We start from the raw sequence: 23,394 nt of genomic DNA on the forward strand, positions 1-23,394 counted from the left end.
TCTTGTAATAAGTCTAATTTCTACCTAAACATCACTATTATTCATTTGTTTCCTTTAAATTTGTGTGTTTTTATGCTATAATATATCTAATTAGAGGTTTTATTTATGATAAATTATAGTGGTGGTTTTATATTTAATAATAATGTTTTTTCGGCAAAAGATAGTGTCAACTTAATGATAGATGCCACTACAAATGCCATCCGCTTTAAGTTAGATTTAACAGAGAGTAAGCATTTTGAATTAGAAACTGATCATAAAATGATTTATTTTGAAGATTATCAAACACATCAAGAAAAAATTAATAGAAGAAAACAAAGATTATTAAGCAAATTATTAGACCCACCAGAAAATTCTGTGAAGCGAGTAAAAAGATTATTAAAAAAAACAGAATTAAGTGATATGGTGAAAAATAATAAGGGTTTTTCTAGATAATAAATTAGATTAAGCTTATTATTTAAAGCTCACTATAATTTTTTTATTATGAAGCAAAAAACTATCATTTGGTTAAGAAATGATTTTCGTTTAACTGATAACGCAGCTATAAATGAGGCTAGTCAAAATGGAGATGAGTTAATCTTTTTATATATCCACAATAAAGAGCAAGAATTGGGGGCAGCTACAAAATGGTTTTTACATCAAACATTAAACTCTTTTAAACAAGACTTACATAGTCATTATAATGCCCATTTGCTAATTAAAATAGGTGAGGAGGAAGAGGTTCTAACTGACTTAATTGCAACATATAAAATTCAAAAAATATTATGGAACAGAGTATATGAACCACATGCTATTAAAAGAGATAGTAAAATAAAAGCTAAGTTAAAAGATCAGAACATAATTGTTAAAACTTTTAATAGTTCATTATTATTTGAGCCTAGTTTTATTAAAAATAACGCAGGTGAGTTTTTTAAAGTATTTTCCCCCTTTTGGCGCAAGTGTCTTAGTGCGCTAGAGCAAATAACCGAGCCATATAAAAAACCAGAATCACTGTCAATTATCACATTAAAAGAGTCTAAAGAAATAAGCTTGGAGCAATTAGACTTGCTGCCAACTGAGCCAAATTGGGCCAAAAACTGGCCAGAGATATATAAGGTTTCAGAAGATGATATACATGAAAAAGCACAACGCTTTATTAGTGATAAAATTTTAAATTACAAAACAGAAAGAGATTTCCCGGCGCTTGATGCCACAAGTAAATTATCCCCTTACTTACATTTTGGTATAATTAGTCCTAAATTATTATATTATAAATTAATTCCATATTTAGATGATAGTAAAGGTGCTATTCACTTTTTTAGTGAAATTGGTTGGCGTGAATTTTCATATTATTTATTATATCATTTCCCCAAATTAGAAACAGCAAACTTTAATGCAAAATTTGATGGTTTTAAATGGCAAAATGATATGGAGAAATTGAAAAAATGGCAAAAAGGTCAAACAGGATTTCCAATAATTGATGCGGGTATGAGGCAATTATGGCAGACTGGTTGGATGCATAATAGGATTAGAATGGTTGTAGCTTCATTTTTAATTAAGAACTTATTAATAGATTGGCGTTATGGTATGAAATGGTTTGCTGATTGTTTAGTAGATGCAGATTTAGCTGCAAATGCAGCATCCTGGCAATGGGTTGCTGGAAGTGGAGCTGATGCTGCGCCATATTTTAGAATTTTTAATCCAATTACGCAAAGTGTTAAATTTGATCCAGAAGGTCATTATATAAGAAAATGGGTGCCAGAGCTTGCTCATCTTGCAAATGACAAAATTCATCAGCCTCAAAATGTAAAAGAATATTTTCCTGAAATTGTAGATCTAAAAGAAAGCCGAAATACTGCTTTAGAAAATTATAAAAATTTAAAAACAGCAAAATGAAAGCAGAGCAAAATAACAGACTAGTTCTAGTAGATGGATATAGCTTTCTATTTAGAGCTTACCATTCAATGCCGCCATTAACTAATCCAGATGGAGTTGTAGTTGGTGCTTTATATGGCTATAGTAATATGATTTTAAGAATTCGCAAAGAGTTAGACGCTTCACATTTTGCGGTGGTTTTAGATCATGGTGATAAAACTTTTAGAACTGAAATTTACCAAGAATATAAAGCTAATAGGCCACCTGCGCCAGAGGATTTGAAGCCGCAATTTCCTTTAGTTAGAGATGTAACTGCAGCTATGAATATCGCTACATTAGATCAAAGTGGTGTTGAGGCAGATGATATTATAGCAACATTGGCTTTAAAAGCAGAAAAGCGCAATATGGACGTAACGATTATTTCTTCTGACAAAGATTTAATGCAATTAGTGAGTGATAAAATAAAGCTTTATGATCCAATGAAGCAAAAAATTATAGATAGAGATGCGGTGTTTGAAAAATTCGCAGTTTACCCAGATAAAATTCTAGATTTACTTTCTTTAAGTGGTGATAGTGCAGATAATATACCAGGTGTACCATCTATAGGACCCAAAACCGCGGCTCAGTTAATTAATGAGTATGGTTCGATAGAGGGTATCTATCAAAATATTCATAAAATTAAGCAGCCAAAAAGAAGAGAGACTTTAGCACATAATAAGGAGCAGGCTTTTTTATCTAGAGATTTAGTTAAGCTTAAAGAAAATGTAGAAATCATAAATGAGTTTTCAGAGCTAGAGGTGCAAGAAATTAACAAAACAGAGTTGGCATGTTTTTTTAATAAGCATGGCTTTAAAACTTTAGTAAGTAAAATAGGAAGCGAAATTGTCAATAAAGCGCAAAATGATAATGAAGAGGATAATTTTAATTTTAATTATGTAGAAATCACTAAAGAAAATGAGTTGCATGCTGCCTTTAAAAAAATAAATGAAGCAAGCGAAATCTTTATCACAACATTTTTAAATAATTTGTATATTTCAACAAATTCTGAGATTTTTACATTCATACCAAGTGAAATAACACATGATTTATTAGGAGAGAATATAACCGGTTTCAGTGATAAATTATTAAAGATAGATTTAGAAAGAGTTTTGTTAGACAAAACCATAAAAAAGAATTTTTTTGATTTTAAGGATTTCTATCGCAATTATCAGCATCAGAATATTTTTCCTAATTTGCATGAAAAGTTAAATTTATATGCAGAAAATTTTCTGGATTATAAAAGTTTAGCATTTTTAGCAAATCAACCAGATGATAAATTTTTGCCTGAGAAAGCAGTATTGTCGGCAGAGCTAATTAAAAAGCGTTTCTCCACAATATATGTAAGATTAGCTAAATATAAAAATATCCTAAGTGAAAATAAACAATTTGCGCTCTTTCATAATCTAGATTTGCCATTTTTAGAGGTTCTGGCCGATATGGAAAAAGCAGGCTTTAAAATATCGATAGATAAATTATATAGCTTAACACAAGAATTTTCTAAACAGATCGAAGTGGTGCAAAAAGAAATATTTGAGCTAGCTGGTGAAGAATTTAATATTGCTTCACCAAAACAATTAGGTGATATATTATTCACAAAATTAGGTATTAGCGCAAAAAAGAAAAGTAAAAAAACCAAAAATCTCTCTACTTCTCAGCAAGTGTTAGAGGAGTTAAGCATAGCAGGCTATGAAATTGCAGCTAAAATATTAGCATGGAGGCGTTTTAGTAAATTAAAAAACACATATAGTGAAGCTTTACCAAAGCAAATAAACCAACTTTCTAAACGAGTACATAGCAGTTTTTCTAATACCACCACTTCAACTGGCCGTATCAGCTCAAATAACCCTAATTTACAGAATATACCGGTAAGAAGTAAAGAGGGGGATAGAATTAGAGCAGCATTTATATGTGAGAATGGTTATAAGTTAATTTCAGCAGATTATTCGCAGATAGAACTACGTTTATTAGCAGAAATTGGTGAAGTTAGTAAGTTGCAAAATGCTTTTAGGCATAATATTGATGTTCATACCGCAACTGCAAGTGAAGTTTTTTCAGTCCCTGCACAAGATGTGGATGCAGAGCTTAGAAGAAAAGCCAAAATGATTAATTTTGGCATTATCTATGGCATAAGTAGCTTCGGTTTAGCTGAAAGGTTAAATATCTCTAGAAAGGAAGCTAAAGAATATATAGAGCTATATTTTAAGCGCTATGAAGAGATAAAAGAATATATGGAAAGGACTGTTGCAACTTGTAAAGAAAATGGTTTTGTGGAAACAATTTTAGGGCGTAGATTATTTTTTAATAATTTAGACTCTAATAATTTTGCTCTCAGAAACTTTGCTGAAAGAGCTGTAATTAACGCACCATTGCAAGGAAGTGCAGCTGATATTATTAAGCTTGCCATGATAAATCTAGCAAGTCATATCAAGGCCAATAATTTACCAATGCGTCTTATCTTGCAAATACATGATGAATTAATTTATGAAGTTAAAGAAGATTTTGTTTTAGAGGCTAAAAAGTTAATCAAAGAATATATGGAAAATGCTGTTAAGTTAAAAACACCATTGATAGTTGAAGTAAATAGTGGTGATAATTGGCACGAAATACATTAATTGGTATTATGTGTGACTCTACTCACCGATCTGTAAGTGGCATCTAATACATAATCATAAATTTGCAACCTTACATTATTATTATATAAAGCCTTAAAAGCTAATTTAACATTTAATTGATCTCTTAGTAAATGGATGCCTATATTGTAAGCTATATTAAGCATTTGTTTGCCTTTAGCTGTAAAATCTGTGCCAGATATAAAAATAGTAGCATCATATTCGGCAATATTGACAAAAGAATTATTCAGATCATTTTTTACCATTTCTCTAAGCTGATACATTAGCTTAGGGTTAGCATTTTTAAACAAATTAAATGCTAATCTGAAAGGGGAGTATTTTATTGATTTTGCTAAATGCTTATTAATTCCGGCTTCAATTGCTTTAACAATATCAGCCCCAAAATCCCTGTTGTTAATTTGTATTTCTTTCATTTTGTATAATATGTTAGTTGTGAATGAAGCATGAAGCAGTTATATTATATATAACTTATTTATCTTTTTAAAGAAGATTCGTCTCTGATATTCTCTGCATTTAATTTTTCTACATAACTAAGACCTTGCTCTGAAATAATTTTCTCTTTAACTCTGGAAAACTCTCTGGTAAGAGCTTTTGCTAAGTCTTTTTTAAGTGCTGATAAGGGATCTGGTCTAGTATGTGAAATATTTTCTGGTGACGCAAAAGGGTTATTTTCTGGGTTAAATATTTTATCACCTCTGGCTAGTACATCCAGTGTTTTGCTATCAAATTCTTTTCCGCAAAACTTCTCTATTAATGGTTTTATTTTATCCAATGGCACTGCGTTATTTGCTTTAGCATCTATATGGTCAGCATTAAATAACCCAATATTACTATTTGGCGAAATAGTTTTAGCGCGCTGTAAAGTTTGATTAATTTCGGCTTCAGTTAATTTTGTAGCATCTATATAAATTCTTTTTTTGGAGCTGTTTTTTAAAGCATCTTTAACATGGATGATTGGGTCAACCTCACCTTTTACTGTTTCAAGCCCTAAAGCTGGTCTATAAATAACTGGGTCTGTTATTTGTAGGGCTTGTCCTTGTAATGCATTTTGTAATTGTTTTACAAAATCATGTTCCAACTTTAAGCCAAATATAACAGGTGAAATATTAGTTGCATTGGGAAGTTTTTTTGTTAATAATTTTAAAGTTGATCTCATGATAATTACCGTAAGTTAGTTAGAACATATTATAACATAAAATTAGACCAATAACAACCCTAGCTAGAAAATTAAAAATTAAATGTATTAGAAAAGCGAAAAAAGTGCTATTTTTTATCGAGTGATTAATGAAAAAAGCGATAAACCTTAGTTCTTATGCACGGTTTGGGTAGCGATAATAGCTGTTTTCAAGATTATTTTAATATATCTTCCTACTTACAGGATAATTTTATTTGACCTTGCTGGTTTTGGTAAAAGTTAAAGCCACAAACGATTTAATTTAGAACAATTAATAAAAATTATTTTAATTAACACGCTAATTAGTTTAGTTAGAACTAATAAAGTTAAACGGTTAGGTATATATTTAAATATTGTTTCAGTTTTATTTTGCCCTTTTAAATTTTAGCTAGCTCAATTTGTAAGCAATTATTTTACGATAATAAAAAACTAGCAAAAATATTTTATAAGCAAATTATTAATTCAGATCGCAAAACTTATAGAAACATTGTTAAGAATATTAAATATTATGATATAGAAAGTTACAAAATTATAAATAATCATATTAGATCAACTAAGTGTACTCTAAATTATTTTGAATCAGAGCAAATATTATTTATATATAGTGTAGCCTAGAAACTGATCGATAGCAAAGGGCAAATTGCTTTTTTAAATAGTAAAAATTATAAATTAGTAGCTTGAAATCATAGTTTATTTGTGGCAGATCAAGTAAAAGAAGCGAGTGAAATCATTAGCAATTTTATCGTGTAATTTCTGGTGACTTTACTTCACTTTGTAGATAATCTTGCCATAAACTATTACTATGTTTTTGTTCATATTTTGCAATTTCACTTAATTTGACAAAACTTTTACTATTAAAGAATCCTGCAATATTTGTTTTAGGTAATTTACTCTTTAATTTTTCAAGCCATTCTGGATTTAGATGTAAGATTATTTCTGAAGGTAAGCCGTGTTTTACACATTTATCAATTGCCTGTAATGCATGCTTTGGGTTATTATAGAAAGTATTTGTGTTTAATTGTTCTGGGTTAAATTCATCTGATATTAAAAGTTTATTTTCTTCAGTTTGATATTTTTCTAGTGCTTTTATAATTTTTAGATCATTTGATGCAGTAGAAGATTTTAAATCATAAGTTTTTTTAAATGTAGAATTTATGTCCGTGCATTCGATAATTTTTTTACATTTACAAACGCCTTCTAAGTAAGTTTTGCTACCAAGAAACTCTTCTACTTGTGCTGATAATGCGGGTGGAGCGATCAAGGAAAAAGAGAATTTAGTAGATAATGGCCAAACGACATTATTGTTTGTTGATGATCCCCTTGTTGTAATGTTTTTGATTGAACGGTGCTGATTTATTAATATATTTCTCATTTTAACCTATTTTAAAAATTATCTAATTAATTGTGATGCTTCATTTTTAGTAATATGTTTTTGCCAAAAATCTTGATCTTGTCTTGGCTTAGAAAGAGTTTCCTCTAATTTCTCAATTTGGCTTTCATCTAAGCCTTTACTAGCCATATTATAGCTATTTAAGTGAAGGTTGATTGCTTTTATATTTTCTATGCCACTGTCAATAAAAGCGGGATAAGGTTGCTTTAGTGCTGTGCTAATTTGTTTTGAATGTGCTTTTTTAGCGGCAAACTCTTCTGTGCCATCTATATTTTGTTTAAACAGCTCACCACTAGATGTTAAATAAATTTCTGCTATATCAGTTTTTAGAAAATCTGTATGTTCAATAGCTCTTGTTGTTAAGTTGCATGTACTAACTTTTTTAAATTTTTGTTTTAATGAACTTAATTGCGCAGCATCTTCTTGAAACAAACTATATAACTCTTTTTCACCTATGCTGCCAAACTTTGCTAATATAGGGAGGTTATAAAAAAAATTATCTGGTGAAATTTCTAACTGCCTAAATGCAAAGCTTAGGTTTTTAGCGGTCAAGGAATTCTCAGTTGCTAGATATAATTTTCTTGTTGCTGTTATGGTGTTTCTCATTAATGCCTCATTGAAAGTTTCACTAATAATAGCATAAAAATTATCCTTATGCAACCTATGCAAGAAATACAGTGAGTATAGTTGTTTATGAGTATTTTCTTGATAAATTTGGGGGGTAATAAATAAAATAAACTTTTTTAACAAACTTGGTTTTTTAAAATTTTCTGTTAATTATTCTAAAAATTTATTTGCATTATGTTAAACTTAACTAAAAAACAAACAAAAACAGAAATATTATCTGGTTTAACTGTAGCTTTAGCCTTGGTACCTGAAGCTGTTGCTTTTGCCTTTGTTGCGCATGTTCATCCTTTAGTTGGTTTATATGCAGCTTTTATAGTTGGCTTAGTTACTTCTATTTTTGGTGGCAGACCTGGCATGATTTCCGGTGCAACAGGTGCGCTTGCTGTAGTTATGGTTTCTTTGGTGCAAACATATGGGGTGGAATATTTATTTGCGACTGTAATTTTGATGGGAGTAATTCAAATTTTAGCTGGTATATTTAGATTGGGAAAATTTATTCGTATTGTGCCACATCCCGTAATGCTTGGTTTTGTTAATGGCTTGGCAATTGTAATTTTTTTAGCACAATTAAATCAATATAAAGCGCCAAATCAGATGGGAGAATTAAGTTGGTTGGTTGGGTCTGAGTTATATATTATGCTTGGCTTAATATTGCTTACTATGCTTATAATATACTTTTTACCAAAGCTTACTAAAGCAGTACCATCTGCCTTAGTTGCTATTTTTAGTGTTTTCGCTTTAAGTAAGTTTTTTGCTATTGATACTAAGACAGTAGGAGATATGGCAAATATTGCAGGAAGCTTACCAAATTTTGCTTTGCCACAAGTTCCATTTAATTTGGAAACTTTAAAGATAATTTTTCCTTATGCTTTTATTCTAGCGGGTATTGGTCTTATTGAAAGTTTATTAGCTTTAACTTTGGTTGATGAAATAACAGAAACGAGAGGAAAAAATAGCAAAGAGTGCAAGGCACAAGGTTTTGCTAATGTAATTACTGGTTTTTTTGGTGGTATGGGCGGCTGTGCTATGATAGGTCAAACTATGATTAACATTAGTTCAGGAGCAAGAGAACGCTTATCAGGTATTGTAGCCGCTTTGTTTTTACTTAGCTTCATATTGTTTGCAGCACCAATAATAGAAGCAATACCAATAGCAGCTCTAATTGGGGTGATGTTTATGGTGGTTATTGGTACTTTTGCTTGGTCTAGTTTGCGGATTATGCATAAAATCCCTAAAAGCGATTCTTTTGTAATTATTTTAGTGTCAGCAACTACAGTATTTTATGATTTAGCAATTGCCGTATTTGTTGGAGTGATTGTATCAGCATTAGTTTATGCTTGGAATAATGCACATCACATTACAGCAATTACTGATCGAGATAACCAAAAAAAACTTAAAACATATGATTTATATGGGCCTATTTTCTTTGGTTCTGTAGCATCATTTAAAGATTTGTTTCATCCTAAAACTGATCCTAAAAATGTAACTGTAAATTTTGAGCATAGTAGAGTTTGGGATCATTCTGGTATAGAGGCATTAGAAAAGTTAGCACAGAAATATAGTAAAATAGGCAAGGTTATTAGATTTAAAAAGCTAAGTCCAGATTGTGCTAATTTACTAGAAAAGTCAGGCTGCATCATTGAAAGATCTACAGCTTCAGATCCACATTATGAAGTAGTAATGAATCGAAGCTATATTGCAGCTAAAAAATCATCAACATAAAAAAAATATAAATTATTTTGCCAATTTAGATAAGTAGTTTTACAATATATTATCTATATTCCATTATAATATTATAAAAATCATGTCACTTAAATGGCTTTATTTAGATTTAAATAGCTATTTTGCTAGTGTAGAACAGCAATTGCAGCCTTTATTAAGGCACAGACCAGTTGCTATTGTTCCAAGCTTAACAGATAGTACCTCAGCTATTGCGGCTAGCTATGAAGCTAAAGCCTATGGGGTCAAAACAGGTATGAAAATTTATGAAGCTAAGCTTAAATGTCCAGATTTAATTTGTGTGGTTGGTAAGCATGAAAATTATGTGCATTATCACCATCTTATTTTAAACGAAATTAATAAATATATACCTATAGAAAAATCATATTCTATTGATGAAGTTGCGTGTAAATTATTAGGTAGTCAAACTAATGAAACTAATGCTCTTAACCTAGCTAAAGCGATAAAATTAGGTTTAAGTAAAAATATAGGTAAATATTTACGCTGTTCTATTGGTCTTGCTGAAAATGTATTTTTAGCTAAAACAGCAAGTAATTTAGAAAAGCCAGATGGCTTACAAGTTATTTATGCTAAGGATATGCCAGAGCGTATAGCTCACTTTAAATTAAGTGACTTAACTGGAATTGGTAAGGCGATGGAACATAGATTAAATAAAGCTGGTATTTTTACTATTAAGCAGCTTTTTACGTTAGAACCAAAACATATGAGGAGAATTTGGGGAAGTGTTTTAGGTGAAAGATTTTGGTACTTATTAAGAGGTTATAATTTACCAGATGTTCAAACTAGCTGTAGTTCATTAGGTCATAGCCATGTTTTGGAGCCCAGCTGGCGTCCAGTTGTAAAGGCAAGACATGTAATGCGCAAATTATTGTTAAAAGCTGCAACCAGACTTAGAAGTAAAAAATATTATACTAAACATATGATTTTAGGGGTAAGAATTGAAAATGGGCAAAAGTTAAAATTAGAAACCAGTTTTTATCGTTCATGTGATAATGTAACTTTAAGTAGGGAAGCAAGTAAATTATGGTCGGCATTAGTGCAGATACATAAGCCCAGAGCTATAAAGAAAATCTCAGTTACTTTCGATCATTTAGTTGCGGAGGATAAAATAGAAAATAATTTTTTTGAATTAAGTGGAGATTCATCTTTCAAAAAGCAAAAAACTTTTGAAAAACTCTCATTAGCCATGGATGGCATTAATCACAAATTTGGTAAAGATAGTATTATAATGGGTGGCTTGCCAGAACAGGCAGAGAGTTTTTCTGGTACCAAAATAGCTTTTACACGTATTCCTGACCTGCAAGAATTTAAAAACTAAAGCTTTTTATTTAGGAGCATTTTTTTAAAGATATTAATTTTCTCTTTATTGAAATTTCTTAAAAACAAATATTTAGCATGTTGATCTGGTTGCGCTTTATTTATTTCTATACCCCAAAGAGAGTCTAAATTATTGGGTAAAGTTCCATATCTTAAATCAGCTATAATATTTTTCTGTTGGTCATTATAGTAAATAAAACCCTGTGAAAAATGGTGAAATCTTAAAATATCATTTGTTAATTTAGAGTCACTTGGCATATTTTTAAGTAATTCATTCAGGTTTAATTTAGGGATAACTTTACCTTGATAGATTCTAGCTTCACCAAATAAAGGTTGCCTTACTGCATTGACATAATATTTTCCTTCTACTTCATAAACACTACGCCATAAAACTATATTACCTAAAGTTGGGTTGAGCTTTAGAGCTTCAATTACTTGTTGCTTTTCTTTGGCAATATTAGTGATAAAATTTTCTACACGTAATTTTTGTAGATAGCCAAGAGCTAAATAGCCAAACGCATAAATTAAGGCATATTTAGCTATTTTAGGTTTTACTTTTATTACTGCAAAAATAGTTAAGATAATTATGGGTAGAGTAAATAATGGATCAATAATAGAAATATTATCAAAAGCTATTCTACTAGTATAAAATGGCCATAACCACATTGTGCCATAGCTGGTACAGCTATCTAAGAAGCCATGTGTAGCATAAGCAACAAAGCTATATAAATATAATTTTTTATAATCTTTGCGATAAAATAAAAAGCAAAAAGCTGCCACTAATAATGCTGCAAATGGTATAAAGAAAAGTGAGTGGGTAAAGTGGCGATGAAATTCAAGGCCAAGTAGGGGGTCTGTATTAGATTTAATAAATATGTCCAAATCAGCGGCAAGCCCTGCAATTATACCGCAGCAAAAAGCTTTTTTTAGCTCAGTTTTTTTACTAATTGCGGTGGCAGCTGCAGCGCCAAAAAATGCTTGTGAGAGTGGATCCATGATATAACTAAATTCTTTGCTATAATAATTATTACGTTTATAAAAAATAAAGATAGGATTATTTTCAATGAGTAAAAAAAAACAAAGTCATAATTATCAACTAAATTGCAAAGCCTTAATTTTTTCAATTTTAGTTTCAATTTTTTTGGTTTTACTTAAAGCTTATGGTTGGTTTGCAACTGACTCAGTTAGCTTTTTATCATCTTTGTTAGATTCATCTTTAGATGTTTTAATCTCAGTTTTAAATATTTTAGCAGTCATTTACGCTGCTAGACCTGCTGATAGAGATCATAAATTCGGCCATAATTCAATAGAAGATATTGTAGGTTTAGTGCAAGCCAGTTTTATAGCAGCATCTGGTTTGTTTTTGTTTTATGAAGCTGCATCAAGGTTTAATAACCCGCAAATTATCCAGGAAGCAGAAATTGGAATCAAAATTATTCTATTATCAATGCTTGCAACTTTAGCAATTATTATAATTCAAACTATTATTGCAAAAAAAACTAAGTCATTAATTTTGAAAGCTGATTTATTGCATTATTCAACAGATTTTGTGGTTAATGGCTCAATAATTGTATCTTTATATTTTGCAAGTAAAACAGATTATGCTTTTTCAGATCCTTTAATGGCTTGTTTTATTGGTTGTTATATTTTAAGTGCTGCATTTAAGATTGGTTTTAGAGCATTTGATAATTTAATGGATAAAGAGCTACCTCTTGTTTTTACAGAGAAAATTATTAAGTTAATTGAAGAAGAAAAAAATATTATTGATTACCATAAGCTTAAAACTAGAAGATCAGGTAGTAAAAAGTTTGTGCAACTTCATATTGAAATGTCAGCCAACTTAAATTTAAAAGAAGCGCATGATGTTGCGGATAATTTAGAGAAAAAAATAGAAGCTTTGGCAGATAATGCTGAAGTAATTATACATATAGATCCAGCCTAGAAAGATTATTTGTAAGGCAAAATATGCAGAAATTATAAGATGCTTATATAGTTTGGAAAAGCAAAAATCATGCTAATATAGTCTAATTTTACTTTTTCTATGTTTTTTTATATAAAAATAAGCGAGTAGAGCCTTGTTATATTGTTATAACTTAAGAGTTAGTTACTAGTTTATTAATTTATAAATTTCACTCATCTAATAAAGCAGTTCTCTAAAAATGATGAAATATTTAGAGAGTTTTACTTTTATGATTTATCTAAAATTGAGCTATAGTGACCAGCTTTTTGTTAATTCTGCAGATCTTTGTGCATCTAGCATTGCTGCACGAGTTTGGCCAGTTTGCACTGTTACCTCATTTTGCTCTACAGGGCCAAATAACCAGCTATCATCAGGTTCTTCGTTTTGTGCGGTTTGTGCTTTTGCTTCCTGCGCTTTTTCTCGCCCTTTTCTTCCTCTAACTAAGGCTTGAATCTTTGTTGCTGCCGATTGTGCTCTTTGCTCAGCTAGTCTTGCAACATGAGTGGGATCTTGTTGGCTATCTTCTGCTGCTTGCTCTGCTTCTTGTGCTGCTGCTTGCTGTCCTGCCAATCTAGCTTCTATTTGACTATTAAGCTCAGTTAACTCACTTTCTGTAAGTTCATGTAATGGTTTTTCAGCCAATTCAGCTGCTCCATTTCCTGCATCATAATGATATGTATATGTTCCATCGCCATTTTTAGTTATATTATCAGGTAAGTTTGATTCCAATAAAACATTTAATTTAGTGATTAGTTCTGCTGGATAGTCTGGTTGAAGATCTTCTACTGGTAATCTTCTTTCTTGAGTTAAAGCTCTTACTGTATCTCGACCTTGTCTTCCTCTAACTAAAGCTTGAATCTTTATTGCTTTAAAATGCTGTTTTATTTCATCTGTTAGGTCTATTAAATCTTCTACTCTAAAAGGTTTTCTAGTAATTGGATCAAGCGCCTGTCCTTCTCCTCTTCTAAGCCATTCTTCTATTTGAGTTTTTTTGTATAAATGTTGTCCACCTGTAGAATATGCTATTTCACTATCTATTGTTCCATCTTCAGATATAACTTCATTAGATATGCAGCATACAGACTCTCGGTTAATTTTAGGTAAGATTTGTTTAGTTATTTGCTTTTTGATTAAATTAGCTACATCGAGATGACCTTGTTGTGCTGCAATAAATAAAGGCGCTACTCCATTAGTGTTAGCCTGATTTACCACTGCTCCTCTTTCTATTAATAGCTGTGCTACATCGAGTTGACCTGTTTGTGCTGCAATAAATAAAGGCGTTGCTCCTTTTAAAACCCCACTAGCTGGAGCCAGATTTACCTCTGCTCCGTTATCTAGTAATAGCTGCACTACATCGAGTTGACCATGTCGTGCTGCAATAAATAAAGGCGTTGTTCCTCCAAAAGGTTCATTAGCTGGAGGCAGATTTACCTTTACTCTGTTATCTAGTAATAGCTTTACTACATCGAGTTGACCTTGTCGTGCTGCAATCATATAAAGGTGTTACTCCATAAGTGTTAGCCTGATTTACATCAACTCCAAAATTTTCTGCTATGGTTGGAGAACCTTCTTGTGCTAAAAACTCATTAAGTGTTGTTCTATTGTCTTATTTAGCTTTATAAGTAAGAAAGCTTGGTTCTTTTATTATATATTAGCCCTTAACCATTTAATTTAGCCAATATATTTATTTCCTATTTGTTACAGTTTCATTAATGTTAACTTCCTTGTGCAATAGTTGCGTCTGCTACTTTAATGAAAGCTGCAATATTTGCTCCTTTCTTATATGGATAAATACCATTTTCACGCTTAATATTTGCAATGCAGCCTGCGTGAATATTGGACATAATATTTTTTAGTTTTTGGTCAATTTCGTCAAATTCCCAACTCAAATGTTGTGCATTTTGACTCATTTCAAGACCAGACACCGCAACTCCACCTGCATTAGCTGCTTTTGCTGGCGCTACTATTACTTGATTGTTGCTAAGATATGTGGCCGCTTCTGAAGTTAACGGCATGTTAGCACCTGGAGATACAGCTTTTAAGCCGTTTTTAGCTAATATTTTAGCATCTGCAAGATTAAGTTCGTTTTGTGTTGCGCATGGCACTGCAACATCACATTCTATAACCCAAGGTTTTTGCTTTTCTACATATGCACAATTTTTATTATCAAGACAAAAATCAGCTAATCTCTTGCCCTTGGCTCTAGCCGCCTTATAAGAATTTAATTCTGCTAAAGTAAGGCCATGTTTGCAATAAAGCATACCTTTAGAATCTGATAAAGTAAGCACAGTAGCACCTTCCATAATGGCTTTCTCAGCAGCAAAAATTGCTACGTTACCTGCTCCTGAAATAGTTATGTTTTGATTTTTAAGCTCAAGATCATGTGCCTCTAAAATATTTTTAAGAAAATAAATACAGCCATAACCAGTTGCTTCAGTTCTTACCAAGCTACCACCAAATAAAAGCGGCTTACCAGTTAAGCTGCCTGTAACTTGATTAGTATTTTTTTTATATTGACCATATAATAAGCCAACTTCTGTAGCAGATACTCCAATATCACCTGCTGGTATGTCTCGGTTTTCACCTATATATTTGTGTAGCTCTTGCATATATGCTTGGCAAATTCGCTCTTTTTCAGCAAAAGATAAATTTTTTGGATCAATATCAAGGCCACCTTTACCCCCACCTAAAGGTAAGTTAGTAAGAGAGTTTTTGAAAATTTGTTCAAAAGCTAAAAATTTTAAAATACTAAGATTAACTGAAGGGTCAAAACGCAAACCACCTTTGTAAGGGCCGAGGGCGTTATTTTGTTGCACTCTATAGCCTCTATTTACTCTAACTATACCATTATCATCACGCCAATTCACTCTGAAACTTATAATACGATCAGACTCAATCAAACGAGCTAAAATATTTTCTTGTTGGTAATTTAAGTTGTCATTATAGATTTCTGCAATATCTTGATAAAAATTTTCTACTGCCTGATGAAATTCAATTTGTCCAGCATGGTGCGCTTCTAAATATTTGCTTAAGCTATTTTGGTTATTTAACATAAATTTATGATATCAGTTATTTAAAATAACGTTAATTTAGCAAGTTACTTAGTTATTTGCTAGCTCTTTTTACATTAGAGATTAATGGAGCGACCTGCACTAGGCTCAGATGGTGTGTTTGGAGCTGATACTTGATCACCAGCTATAGAAGATTCTATTTTTAAACCTTTTAAAATCTCTCCTGCTTCTCTCGGAAAAACATCTTGCTCTCTTGTATTTTCCAATTGGCTTTCGGGTTCATTTTCTCTAGGAAATTGCATGCCTTTCATTATTTTATCTCCTCGACTAGATTCTAAGCTTTCTGAATTTCCATGTTCTTGAGGATCTTCACCACTAAAGATAGGATTAATTTCGTTTTTTCCTGTGATTTTGTTATATAGCTCACTGGTTTTTACCAAGATTTTGTTAAAAAAATCATTCATCTTATCTCTCAAATATATCTTATAATTTAACTATAACATTTTCTAGCTTTGTAGCAAAATATTATTTTATATAGGATATGTTTTAATCCCTTTTTCTTCTGCTCGCTTTTGTTGTTCATGTAACTTCGCGGTATGAGGTCCTAGGGCAGTTTTTGTTGGTTTTGTAGCTTCAGCTCCAGCTGCTAAAATTTCTGTATGCTCAGCCCTTAAATCGTCTATATTTACATTAGGGTTTGTAATCTGACCATCTAATATAATTTGCAAAGCAGCTTCACATATTAATGGACCACAATCTACATTAGTTCCTCTTGCTTGTAATGGTGGAAATTTATCAAATTCACCCTCTATACCATGTAAAGGATCATATTGCTTTATGGATATATTGTTAGAACTATCCTTGGTTACTATATTTAATACAAAGTGAGAATCCAGCTCAGATGTACCAGTTAGTTCTGGGATAAATAAAGTTTGTCCTTCAGCTAACGAATCTGTATATGGGTTAATTATTATTTTTTTAAAATCTTCATCCATGTCACTTGTAATTGGTTTGCATATTTTTATATGAGTGTTTTCTTCGGCATAACTTTCTAATACAGCTTCAACTTTATCATCACGATATTGCCTTTCAGATGTAGTACTGATATCTTGTTTTTGCTTAATTACAGTATCTAAAGCACTATTAAGCTTTTCCAATAATTTCTTTGGTGCAGAGTTTAGCTGTGATGTTGTATCCGTTGTCATGCTTGTGAAAGAGACTTCATCATCATGCTTTATTATTTTAAAGAAGTCATCAGAGGTTATTAGAGTATCTATTTCAGCATTTGCACTAATTTTTCCAATAATTTCTGCTTTTAGTTGATTTTCCTGCCATAATTTTCTTGCTGCTACTAATGCAGAAGATGGCTCTATTCTTACTCTTTTAGAGGGTGCCTCTATTTCTGCTCTACTTAACAGAGAATATTTTTCTACTATTGTCTGCTTTGTAGCATCTAATAATTCATTTATCTTTTCTAGATTATTGGTATCTATTCTAGGTTTAATTTCAACTACTGGTTTTCCTGCTTCGTTTGTGCGTGTTATTGTATATGGAGAGCCCTTTACCATTAAGTACTCAATATCTTGATGCTCGATTAAATTTTGTTTTAATTCAGCTATAGCTGTAATTTTTGCTGTTAGATCTAGTTTTATAGTAGATAAATCTGAAAGTGAAAATCTTGCTAAGGAGCTTTTCTCATTGCTTTCAGCGTGCATTACTGTAACAGTTTGAGCTCTTAGGTCAATGCTAATAGGGTTGTTTGGTAGCTGAGCAGATAACTGATTAATTTCTTGAGATAAAGTAATTTTTGTTTCTAATTCTATCCGCTGTTCTTCTTCGCTTACTAGAAGTTTGAAACTTTCAAAAGCCTCAGATACTTCTGTATATTTTTTTGGGCTTTCAACTTGTTTGGCGTTGATTGGTTCTTGAAGAGTTTCTCTCAGCTTAAGAGCTATGTCTATAGTTATCTCACCATCTGCTGGTACCTTATCTATCTTACTGATTAGCATTGATGCTGTCTTTGTTATTCTGTTTCCTTTAAAATAGCCTGTTTTAATTTCACCCAAGCTTGTTTTTAGATCTGATAATTGTGTTCTTACACTCTCATTAAATGCCATCATTACCTCATTACTCTCTTATATTTAGTGTAACATAAAAATTAGTAGAATTAAATATTTTTATAATTCTATTGAACGAGTCTTGCTTTTTTGCCTAGCTTGTTCACGCTCCTCAAATGTGACTGGTTTATCCTTTTCATATCTTGTAGCTTTTCTTATTTGCCTAGAATTAGGTTTTGGCGAATTTTCTTGTGGCTTTTGAATAGGTGTATCTTTCTCTTTTGGCACTTCTGGAACATCTGGCTTTGTTGTTGTGGGTTCTAGGGTGTTTAAGGCATAATTTTTAGCAATGGTTAAAATTTTTACTTCTTCTGCTAATCCTTGCCGTAAATCTGGATCTGCAGATTTTTCTACCAGCTGTTCTTTGTTTGCTAATGCAGTTTGCAATTCTTCTGTGATGTTAGCAAGGGTTCTTTTTTGCTCTGCTAATTGTTGTTCTAAAAAATCTAGCTTTAATGCATAACCTCCACCTGCTACATCTTGCGCTGCATTAACTTGGTCTATTGTTATTAGTTCTGTTTCAATATTTGTTTGCAATATTTGTATTTGTGCTATCAATTTGTCAATTGCTTTAAGATGATTTTGTGTTTTTTCCTCTAATTTATTACTTAAGGCAGTTTTAATTTTGATTAGAGATGTAAGTTTTAGTTGATTAAGATTTGCTTTGGCATTTTCTCTGGTTATATCTCCTGAAACAGGATCAATTAACTTTGCTTTGAAAGGAAAAATAACTTGTTGGTCTCGAATTGTGTGGCCAGCAATTGAAATTTCGCTACCATCTTCTGGAAGAAGCGCTTTAATAAAATTAACTACATAGTTTTTCTTTGCCGTAAGAGCACTTTTTAGCTGTGCTTTTATTATTTCTAAATCTACATTAGGTAATTTATACAAATCTTCAGCATGTAATGTTGAATATTTTATATCATATAAGCCAAGACATAGTTTATCTATCTCTTTAATTAGTTTTTGCTTGGGAAATTCTGATTTATCGAGTTCTTCACTTGCTGATTTTTCTAAATATTGTGGTTCTTTTCTTCTTGCTTCTATGGTAGTTATTTTCTTGTTTACAGCATCTAGTAATTGTTGCATCAAGGTTGGATTCTGAAGATCTATTTTAGGTCTGATATTAACTATTGGCTTGTCACCTTCTTTTAGGTGTGTGATTGAATATCTAGTATTATTTACCATAAGAAATTCAATATCTCGATGCTCGATTAATTTTTTTTTAATTTCTCCTTTAAGGTCAGCTTGAACGGGGTGATGTGATGGTTGAGTAAGTAAAGCAATTTTACCTTTTGGTGCCAAAGATCTCAAAGAAAAGTCAGATTTTCTTTGATGTTTTCCTTGTGCAAGTAATTGATCAGCACTAGCTTGTTTGGTTAAACTTTCTGCTTGTACGAATGCTTGTACTGACATCTCTTTTTGTCGATTAAATTCTAATAATTCCGTTTCTAAAAAAGATATTTCTTCACGAATATTCTCTAGCATTTTAATATGTTTAGCGTTGCTTAGTTCGACCCTTACATTATCTGTAAATTCATGCTTTATTAGAGAAATTTGTTTAACCAAATCAACTTTTCTATTAAATGTTTCAAGAGCGCTCTGCTGTTTTTTATACGCTCTATCATTTATTTGTTTCAACTTATGATATTTCAGATTTATTTGAGTAATCATTTCTTGTCTTTTAGCTAAGTCTTCTTTTTGATTGGAAATTTTTAGCTTGGTTCTTTCTAGTTTGAGCTCTTTCATTTCTTGCATATATTCTATATTTTGCTCGCTATCTAGAGACAGACTCCCTCTAGAACTACTTGTTTCCTCTTCATATAATTGTTCAGCTAAACTTGTTTCGTTTATGCTTAATTGTTGTTTTAGCGCTTTTAATTCCTGGCCATGTTCTTCATATTCTTGTGCCACCTCTCTAAATGCTATATTAGCCTGTTGGAATAAAAACATAGAATTGTTTTTTTGCTGTTCTAATGTTATCAAAGGCTTAAGCTCCTTGATTTTATTTTCTAATAATATAGCTTCCGCTTTAGAAAAGCGTGTTGTTTTTTTTAACTGTAATAAACAATCTGATATTATTTTTAGTATTGGTTTAGGGTAAGATTCATACATATCTATGGTTATATTAATTGCTATAAAATATCTATTTGTATGTTAATAGTAACATATAGACTTAAACTGATCAAGCTAGGGTTATTTTAAATAGCTAATGACTTAAAGAAATATAAAAGTTAGTAGAAATAACTAATGATTGCAAAAAATATAGAAATTACTATTATAATTTTTTATTTAAAAAAAACAGTATGGAACAACCAAATTACAAAGATAATTTTTACCTCAGCAAAAGACTGTTCAAAGAATATGTCTTGCCGCACAAGATTAGGTTCTTTTTCTCTATTTTTTTAATGATCATAGTAGCGGCGACCACAGCAGGTCATGCTTATATGGTAAAACCCGCTTTAGATGAAGTATTTGTAAAGCAAAATACGGCTCTTTTAGTTGTAATACCAGTTGTAATTATGTTGATTACTATTGTTAAAGCACTATCTAGTTATTTCCAATTGCTCATTATGAGCTATATCAATCTAGATATAACGGCAAGTCTTAGGAATGTGCTTTATCGCCACTTTGTTTATTGTGATATTTCTACTTTAAACCGCACCTCATCTGGTGAAATGATCTCGAGAATAATGATGGATATTAACAGAATAACAGGTGGTATTTCAACTTTTGTGAATGGCTTTTTTAAGCAGTTAATTACCTTGGTGGCTCTTGTAGGGGTTATGTTTTATCAAAGTTTAGAGCTTGCTTTGATTGCTTTTATTGGCTTTCCATTAGCTGTCTATCCAGTTTATTTAATTGGTAAGAAACTAAGACATTTATCTTTTGGTGACCAGGCTATGGCGCAAAAATTTATTTCGCAAATGGATGATAGTTTGCAGTATGGCAAGCTAGTAAAAGCATATAATTGTGAAGAATTTGAAGCAAAGAGAATGTCCAATATCATTTTTGGTATTACTAAATTGGGTAGAAAAATATCAAGATTGTCGCTTATTTCTTCACCATTTGTTGAGATGCTAGGTGGTGTTGGTGTGGCTGCAGTAATTTGGTATGGTGGTTTTCAAGTTTTAAATGGCGAAACTACGCCAGGTGCATTTTTCTCATTTTTTACAGCCATGATGATGGCTTATAAGCCTTTAAAATCTGTATCTGGTATGAATAGTGGTATTCAATTAGGTCTTGGTGCTACAGAAAGATATTTTGAAGAAATAGATAAAAAGCCAGCTATTACTGATAAAAAAAATGCTAAAAAATTAAAAGACCCTAAAGGTAATATAAAATTCGAAAATGTTATATTTAATTACACAAAAGACAGAACAGCACTAAATAGTATTAATTTAGAAGTTAAGCCAGGAGAAATGGTTGCATTAGTCGGTCCTTCTGGTGGAGGTAAGTCAACTATTATGAGTATGATGCTTAGATTTTATGACCCTAAATCAGGTAAAATTAGTTTAGATGGACATAATTTAAAGAATATTAGTCTAAAGTCACTTAGAAGCGCAATGTCTGTAGTAAATCAAGAGGTAATGCTTTTTGATGATACAATTTTAGAAAATATTAGATATGGAAATTCTGGAGCAACAGAAAAAGAGATAGAAGAAGCCGCTAAAATAGCAGAGGCACATGAATTTATTAATGAGTTGCCAGATAAATATCATAGTTTAGTTGGGCAAAATGGTATTATGTTGTCTGGCGGGCAGCGACAAAGAATAGCAATTGCCAGAGCTGTATTATATAATTCGCCAATATTATTATTAGATGAAGCAACTTCGGCTTTAGATCCTATTTCTGAGCATTTAGTTAAAAATGCTTTGCAAAAATTAATGAAAGGTAAAACCACTATTGTCATAGCGCACCGCTTGTCAACTGTGATGCATGCTAATAAAATTTGTGTGGTTATGAATGGTGAAATTACAGAAGAGGGAACGCATAAAGAATTAATTGAGAAAAAGGGAGATTATGCTAATTTATATGAGAAGCAATTTGCATTAGTAACAGACCTTGATAATTAACTTTTAAATTTTTTATGAAAGCAATAATATTAGCAGGGGGAAGCGGTTCCAGATTGGCTCCCTTAACCAACATCACAAGTAAACAAGTATTACCAGTTTATGATAAGCCAATGATATATTACCCCTTAAGTAATATAATCAATGTTGGTATTAAAGATATTTTAATTATTAGTACGCCAGAAGATACGCCAAGAATTAGAGAGTTACTTGGTGATGGTAGTGCTATAGGCGTAAATATAAGCTATAAAATACAAGATAGGCCTAATGGCATTGCAGAAGCGTTTATAATTGGCGCCGATTTTATTGGGAATGATAATGTTAGTTTGATTTTAGGTGATAATATTTTTTATGGCAGCGAAGTGAGCGGTAAAGAAGTTGATCACAAATTTAAGTCAGCTAGCCAAAATGTGGATGGCGCTTATGTTATTGCTTATCAAGTGTCAGACCCTGAGCGCTATGGTGTGGTGGAATTGGATAATAATAATATGGCATTGTCGATTGAAGAGAAACCAGCTAAAGCTAAATCAAATTTTGCAGTTACTGGTTGGTATTTTTATGATAATCAAGTAGTTGATATCGCAAAAAATATTAAGCCATCAGATAGGGGGGAATTGGAGATTACAGATATTAATAATCATTATTTAAAAGCCCAAAAATTAAAAGTTATTACTTTGAATCGTGGTTTTGCTTGGCTTGATGCTGGCACGCATAATTCGCTTTATCAGGCTTCACAATTTATTGAAGTGGTAGAAAATCGTCAGGCTATAAAAATAGGTTGTATAGAAGAAGTGGCATTTAATAGGGGCTTTATTAATTTGGCTCAATTAGAAGAGTTAGCAAATAAATTCAAAATAGGTAATAGCTACGGAGATTACTTAAGAAAGGTAATTTTGTTAAATAGTTAAATTATGTTAAAAGTTGAAGATTGCTTTATTCCAGATTTAAAAATTATCAAATTAGCAAAATATGGTGATGATAGAGGTTTTTTTATTGAGAGATTTAAATTAGCAGATTTTAAGAAACATCATTTACCTACAAATTTTGTACAAGATAATCACTCTAGATCAGAAAAAAATGTAGTTAGAGGTTTACATTATCAGTTTGCACCCGCTCAAGGTAAGTTGGTTGGTTGCACTAAAGGTGAAGTTTTTGATGTAGCCGTAGATTTAAGGGTTAATTCTAAAACTTTTGGCAAATGGTTTGGCCTTAATTTAGATCAACAAACTTTGCTATGGATTCCAGCTGGATTTGCGCATGGCTTTTGTGCTATATCAGATGAACCAGCTGATTTATATTATAAAATCACTGGCGGGGAATATAACCCAGAAGGAGAGGGCGGAATTATGTGGAATGACCCAGAGATAAATATAAACTGGCCTGTTGCTGATGCGCAAATTTCCAAGCGTGATAAAAAACAACAGACTTTACAAGAATATATAAAAAATCCAGTATTTTTTTAAAA

19 protein-coding genes are annotated in these 23,394 nt (G+C 31.5%); 9 read left to right on the plus strand and 10 right to left on the minus strand.

Features of this window, described 5'->3' with window-relative positions; all coding sequences use genetic code 11:
- Window positions 1-105: 105 nt before the first annotated feature.
- Genes HOH73_05285 through polA form a run of 3 tightly spaced genes read left to right on the plus strand, consistent with a single transcriptional unit; the run spans window position 106 to window position 4,502 of the window.
- Window positions 106-432: a hypothetical protein gene (locus tag HOH73_05285; GenBank protein ID MBT5828269.1), complete on the plus strand. Its 327-nt coding sequence runs from the start codon at window positions 106-108 to the stop codon at window positions 430-432.
- A gap of 48 nt (window positions 433-480) precedes the next feature.
- Complete coding sequence (locus HOH73_05290) at window positions 481-1,872, plus strand: deoxyribodipyrimidine photo-lyase (GenBank protein MBT5828270.1); 1,392 nt, start codon at window positions 481-483, stop codon at window positions 1,870-1,872.
- A complete protein-coding gene (gene polA, locus HOH73_05295; GenBank protein ID MBT5828271.1) occupies window positions 1,869-4,502 on the plus strand; it encodes a DNA polymerase I in 2,634 nt (877 codons plus the stop codon). The genes HOH73_05290 and polA overlap by 4 nt, the downstream gene beginning before the upstream one ends.
- Here the strand turns inward: polA and HOH73_05300 are convergent.
- The 4 genes from HOH73_05300 to HOH73_05315 all read right to left on the minus strand — a co-directional run bounded on the left by HOH73_05300 (window position 4,499) and on the right by HOH73_05315 (window position 7,690).
- A complete protein-coding gene (locus HOH73_05300; GenBank protein ID MBT5828272.1) occupies window positions 4,499-4,933 on the minus strand; it encodes a hypothetical protein in 435 nt (144 codons plus the stop codon). The genes polA and HOH73_05300 overlap by 4 nt on opposite strands.
- A gap of 59 nt (window positions 4,934-4,992) precedes the next feature.
- A complete protein-coding gene (locus tag HOH73_05305) occupies window positions 4,993-5,676 on the minus strand; it encodes a hypothetical protein (GenBank protein ID MBT5828273.1) in 684 nt (227 codons plus the stop codon).
- Between the two features lie 757 nt (window positions 5,677-6,433).
- Window positions 6,434-7,066 (minus strand): hypothetical protein, encoded by a 633-nt coding sequence (locus HOH73_05310; protein ID MBT5828274.1) that lies wholly within the window; start codon window positions 7,064-7,066, stop codon window positions 6,434-6,436.
- Between the two features lie 18 nt (window positions 7,067-7,084).
- A complete protein-coding gene (locus HOH73_05315) occupies window positions 7,085-7,690 on the minus strand; it encodes a hypothetical protein (GenBank protein MBT5828275.1) in 606 nt (201 codons plus the stop codon).
- A 195-nt stretch (window positions 7,691-7,885) separates the two neighbouring features.
- Here HOH73_05315 and HOH73_05320 point away from each other — a divergent pair, with 195 nt between their 5' ends.
- Both HOH73_05320 and HOH73_05325 read left to right on the plus strand, forming a co-directional pair.
- Window positions 7,886-9,433, plus strand: a complete 1,548-nt coding sequence (locus HOH73_05320; GenBank protein MBT5828276.1) for a SulP family inorganic anion transporter — start codon at window positions 7,886-7,888, stop codon at window positions 9,431-9,433.
- An 82-nt stretch (window positions 9,434-9,515) separates the two neighbouring features.
- Window positions 9,516-10,769, plus strand: a complete 1,254-nt coding sequence (locus tag HOH73_05325) for an impB/mucB/samB family protein (protein MBT5828277.1) — start codon at window positions 9,516-9,518, stop codon at window positions 10,767-10,769.
- On the opposite strand, the gene HOH73_05330 is transcribed toward HOH73_05325, so the two are convergent.
- Window positions 10,766-11,764, minus strand: coding sequence for a metal-dependent hydrolase (locus HOH73_05330; protein MBT5828278.1), 999 nt, complete (start codon window positions 11,762-11,764; stop codon window positions 10,766-10,768). The two genes, HOH73_05325 and HOH73_05330, sit on opposite strands and share 4 nt — an antisense overlap.
- Before the next feature lie 67 nt (window positions 11,765-11,831).
- Between HOH73_05330 and HOH73_05335 the strand changes: the two genes are divergently transcribed.
- Window positions 11,832-12,710 (plus strand): cation diffusion facilitator family transporter, encoded by an 879-nt coding sequence (locus HOH73_05335; protein ID MBT5828279.1) that lies wholly within the window; start codon window positions 11,832-11,834, stop codon window positions 12,708-12,710.
- Window positions 12,711-12,977: 267 nt separating this feature from the next.
- Here HOH73_05335 and HOH73_05340 read toward each other — a convergent pair whose 3' ends face one another.
- The 5 genes from HOH73_05340 to HOH73_05360 form a co-directional block, all read right to left on the minus strand.
- The gene (locus HOH73_05340; GenBank protein MBT5828280.1) at window positions 12,978-14,222 is read right to left on the minus strand and encodes a hypothetical protein; all 1,245 of its coding nucleotides are present in this window, start codon (window positions 14,220-14,222) and stop codon (window positions 12,978-12,980) included.
- Between the two features lie 221 nt (window positions 14,223-14,443).
- Window positions 14,444-15,781 (minus strand): NADP-specific glutamate dehydrogenase, encoded by a 1,338-nt coding sequence (gene gdhA / locus HOH73_05345; protein ID MBT5828281.1) that lies wholly within the window; start codon window positions 15,779-15,781, stop codon window positions 14,444-14,446.
- Between the two features lie 74 nt (window positions 15,782-15,855).
- A complete protein-coding gene (locus tag HOH73_05350) occupies window positions 15,856-16,203 on the minus strand; it encodes a hypothetical protein (protein MBT5828282.1) in 348 nt (115 codons plus the stop codon).
- Between the two features lie 66 nt (window positions 16,204-16,269).
- Window positions 16,270-17,859 (minus strand): hypothetical protein, encoded by a 1,590-nt coding sequence (locus HOH73_05355; protein MBT5828283.1) that lies wholly within the window; start codon window positions 17,857-17,859, stop codon window positions 16,270-16,272.
- A 57-nt stretch (window positions 17,860-17,916) separates the two neighbouring features.
- Window positions 17,917-19,971, minus strand: a complete 2,055-nt coding sequence (locus HOH73_05360; GenBank protein MBT5828284.1) for a hypothetical protein — start codon at window positions 19,969-19,971, stop codon at window positions 17,917-17,919.
- 191 nt (window positions 19,972-20,162) lie between these two features.
- Between HOH73_05360 and HOH73_05365 the strand changes: the two genes are divergently transcribed.
- The 3 genes from HOH73_05365 to rfbC are packed head-to-tail and all read left to right on the plus strand — an operon-like array spanning window position 20,163 to window position 23,392.
- Entirely contained in the window at window positions 20,163-21,932 is a 1,770-nt protein-coding gene (locus HOH73_05365; GenBank protein ID MBT5828285.1) for an ABC transporter ATP-binding protein, read from the plus strand.
- Window positions 21,933-21,946: 14 nt separating this feature from the next.
- Window positions 21,947-22,837, plus strand: a complete 891-nt coding sequence (rfbA, locus tag HOH73_05370; GenBank protein MBT5828286.1) for a glucose-1-phosphate thymidylyltransferase RfbA — start codon at window positions 21,947-21,949, stop codon at window positions 22,835-22,837.
- A 3-nt stretch (window positions 22,838-22,840) separates the two neighbouring features.
- Window positions 22,841-23,392: a dTDP-4-dehydrorhamnose 3,5-epimerase gene (gene rfbC / locus HOH73_05375; protein ID MBT5828287.1), complete on the plus strand. Its 552-nt coding sequence runs from the start codon at window positions 22,841-22,843 to the stop codon at window positions 23,390-23,392.
- Window positions 23,393-23,394: the final 2 nt, after the last annotated feature.

It is taken from the genome of Alphaproteobacteria bacterium (assembly GCA_018667735.1).
In the GTDB taxonomy this organism is placed as follows: domain Bacteria; phylum Pseudomonadota; class Alphaproteobacteria; order Rickettsiales; family JABIRX01; genus JABIRX01.

Excerpts from the sequence above, each read along its gene's own strand:
- HOH73_05340 (MBT5828280.1), bottom strand. The coding sequence starts at position 14,222 with ATGATTGCAGCACGACAAGGTCAACTCGATGTAGTAAAGCTATTACTA.
- HOH73_05290 (MBT5828270.1), top strand. The coding sequence starts at position 481 with ATGAAGCAAAAAACTATCATTTGGTTAAGAAATGATTTTCGTTTAACT.
- gdhA (MBT5828281.1), bottom strand. The coding sequence starts at position 15,781 with ATGTTAAATAACCAAAATAGCTTAAGCAAATATTTAGAAGCGCACCAT.
- HOH73_05355 (MBT5828283.1), bottom strand. The coding sequence starts at position 17,859 with ATGATGGCATTTAATGAGAGTGTAAGAACACAATTATCAGATCTAAAA.
- HOH73_05285 (MBT5828269.1), top strand. The coding sequence starts at position 106 with ATGATAAATTATAGTGGTGGTTTTATATTTAATAATAATGTTTTTTCG.
- HOH73_05310 (MBT5828274.1), bottom strand. The coding sequence starts at position 7,066 with ATGAGAAATATATTAATAAATCAGCACCGTTCAATCAAAAACATTACA.
- HOH73_05320 (MBT5828276.1), top strand. The coding sequence starts at position 7,886 with ATGTTAAACTTAACTAAAAAACAAACAAAAACAGAAATATTATCTGGT.
- HOH73_05365 (MBT5828285.1), top strand. The coding sequence starts at position 20,163 with ATGGAACAACCAAATTACAAAGATAATTTTTACCTCAGCAAAAGACTG.
- HOH73_05325 (MBT5828277.1), top strand. The coding sequence starts at position 9,516 with ATGTCACTTAAATGGCTTTATTTAGATTTAAATAGCTATTTTGCTAGT.
- polA (MBT5828271.1), top strand. The coding sequence starts at position 1,869 with ATGAAAGCAGAGCAAAATAACAGACTAGTTCTAGTAGATGGATATAGC.
- HOH73_05315 (MBT5828275.1), bottom strand. The coding sequence starts at position 7,690 with ATGAGAAACACCATAACAGCAACAAGAAAATTATATCTAGCAACTGAG.
- rfbC (MBT5828287.1), top strand. The coding sequence starts at position 22,841 with ATGTTAAAAGTTGAAGATTGCTTTATTCCAGATTTAAAAATTATCAAA.
- HOH73_05300 (MBT5828272.1), bottom strand. The coding sequence starts at position 4,933 with ATGAAAGAAATACAAATTAACAACAGGGATTTTGGGGCTGATATTGTT.
- rfbA (MBT5828286.1), top strand. The coding sequence starts at position 21,947 with ATGAAAGCAATAATATTAGCAGGGGGAAGCGGTTCCAGATTGGCTCCC.
- HOH73_05335 (MBT5828279.1), top strand. The coding sequence starts at position 11,832 with ATGAGTAAAAAAAAACAAAGTCATAATTATCAACTAAATTGCAAAGCC.
- HOH73_05330 (MBT5828278.1), bottom strand. The coding sequence starts at position 11,764 with ATGGATCCACTCTCACAAGCATTTTTTGGCGCTGCAGCTGCCACCGCA.
- HOH73_05360 (MBT5828284.1), bottom strand. The coding sequence starts at position 19,971 with ATGTATGAATCTTACCCTAAACCAATACTAAAAATAATATCAGATTGT.
- HOH73_05350 (MBT5828282.1), bottom strand. The coding sequence starts at position 16,203 with ATGAATGATTTTTTTAACAAAATCTTGGTAAAAACCAGTGAGCTATAT.
- HOH73_05305 (MBT5828273.1), bottom strand. The coding sequence starts at position 5,676 with ATGAGATCAACTTTAAAATTATTAACAAAAAAACTTCCCAATGCAACT.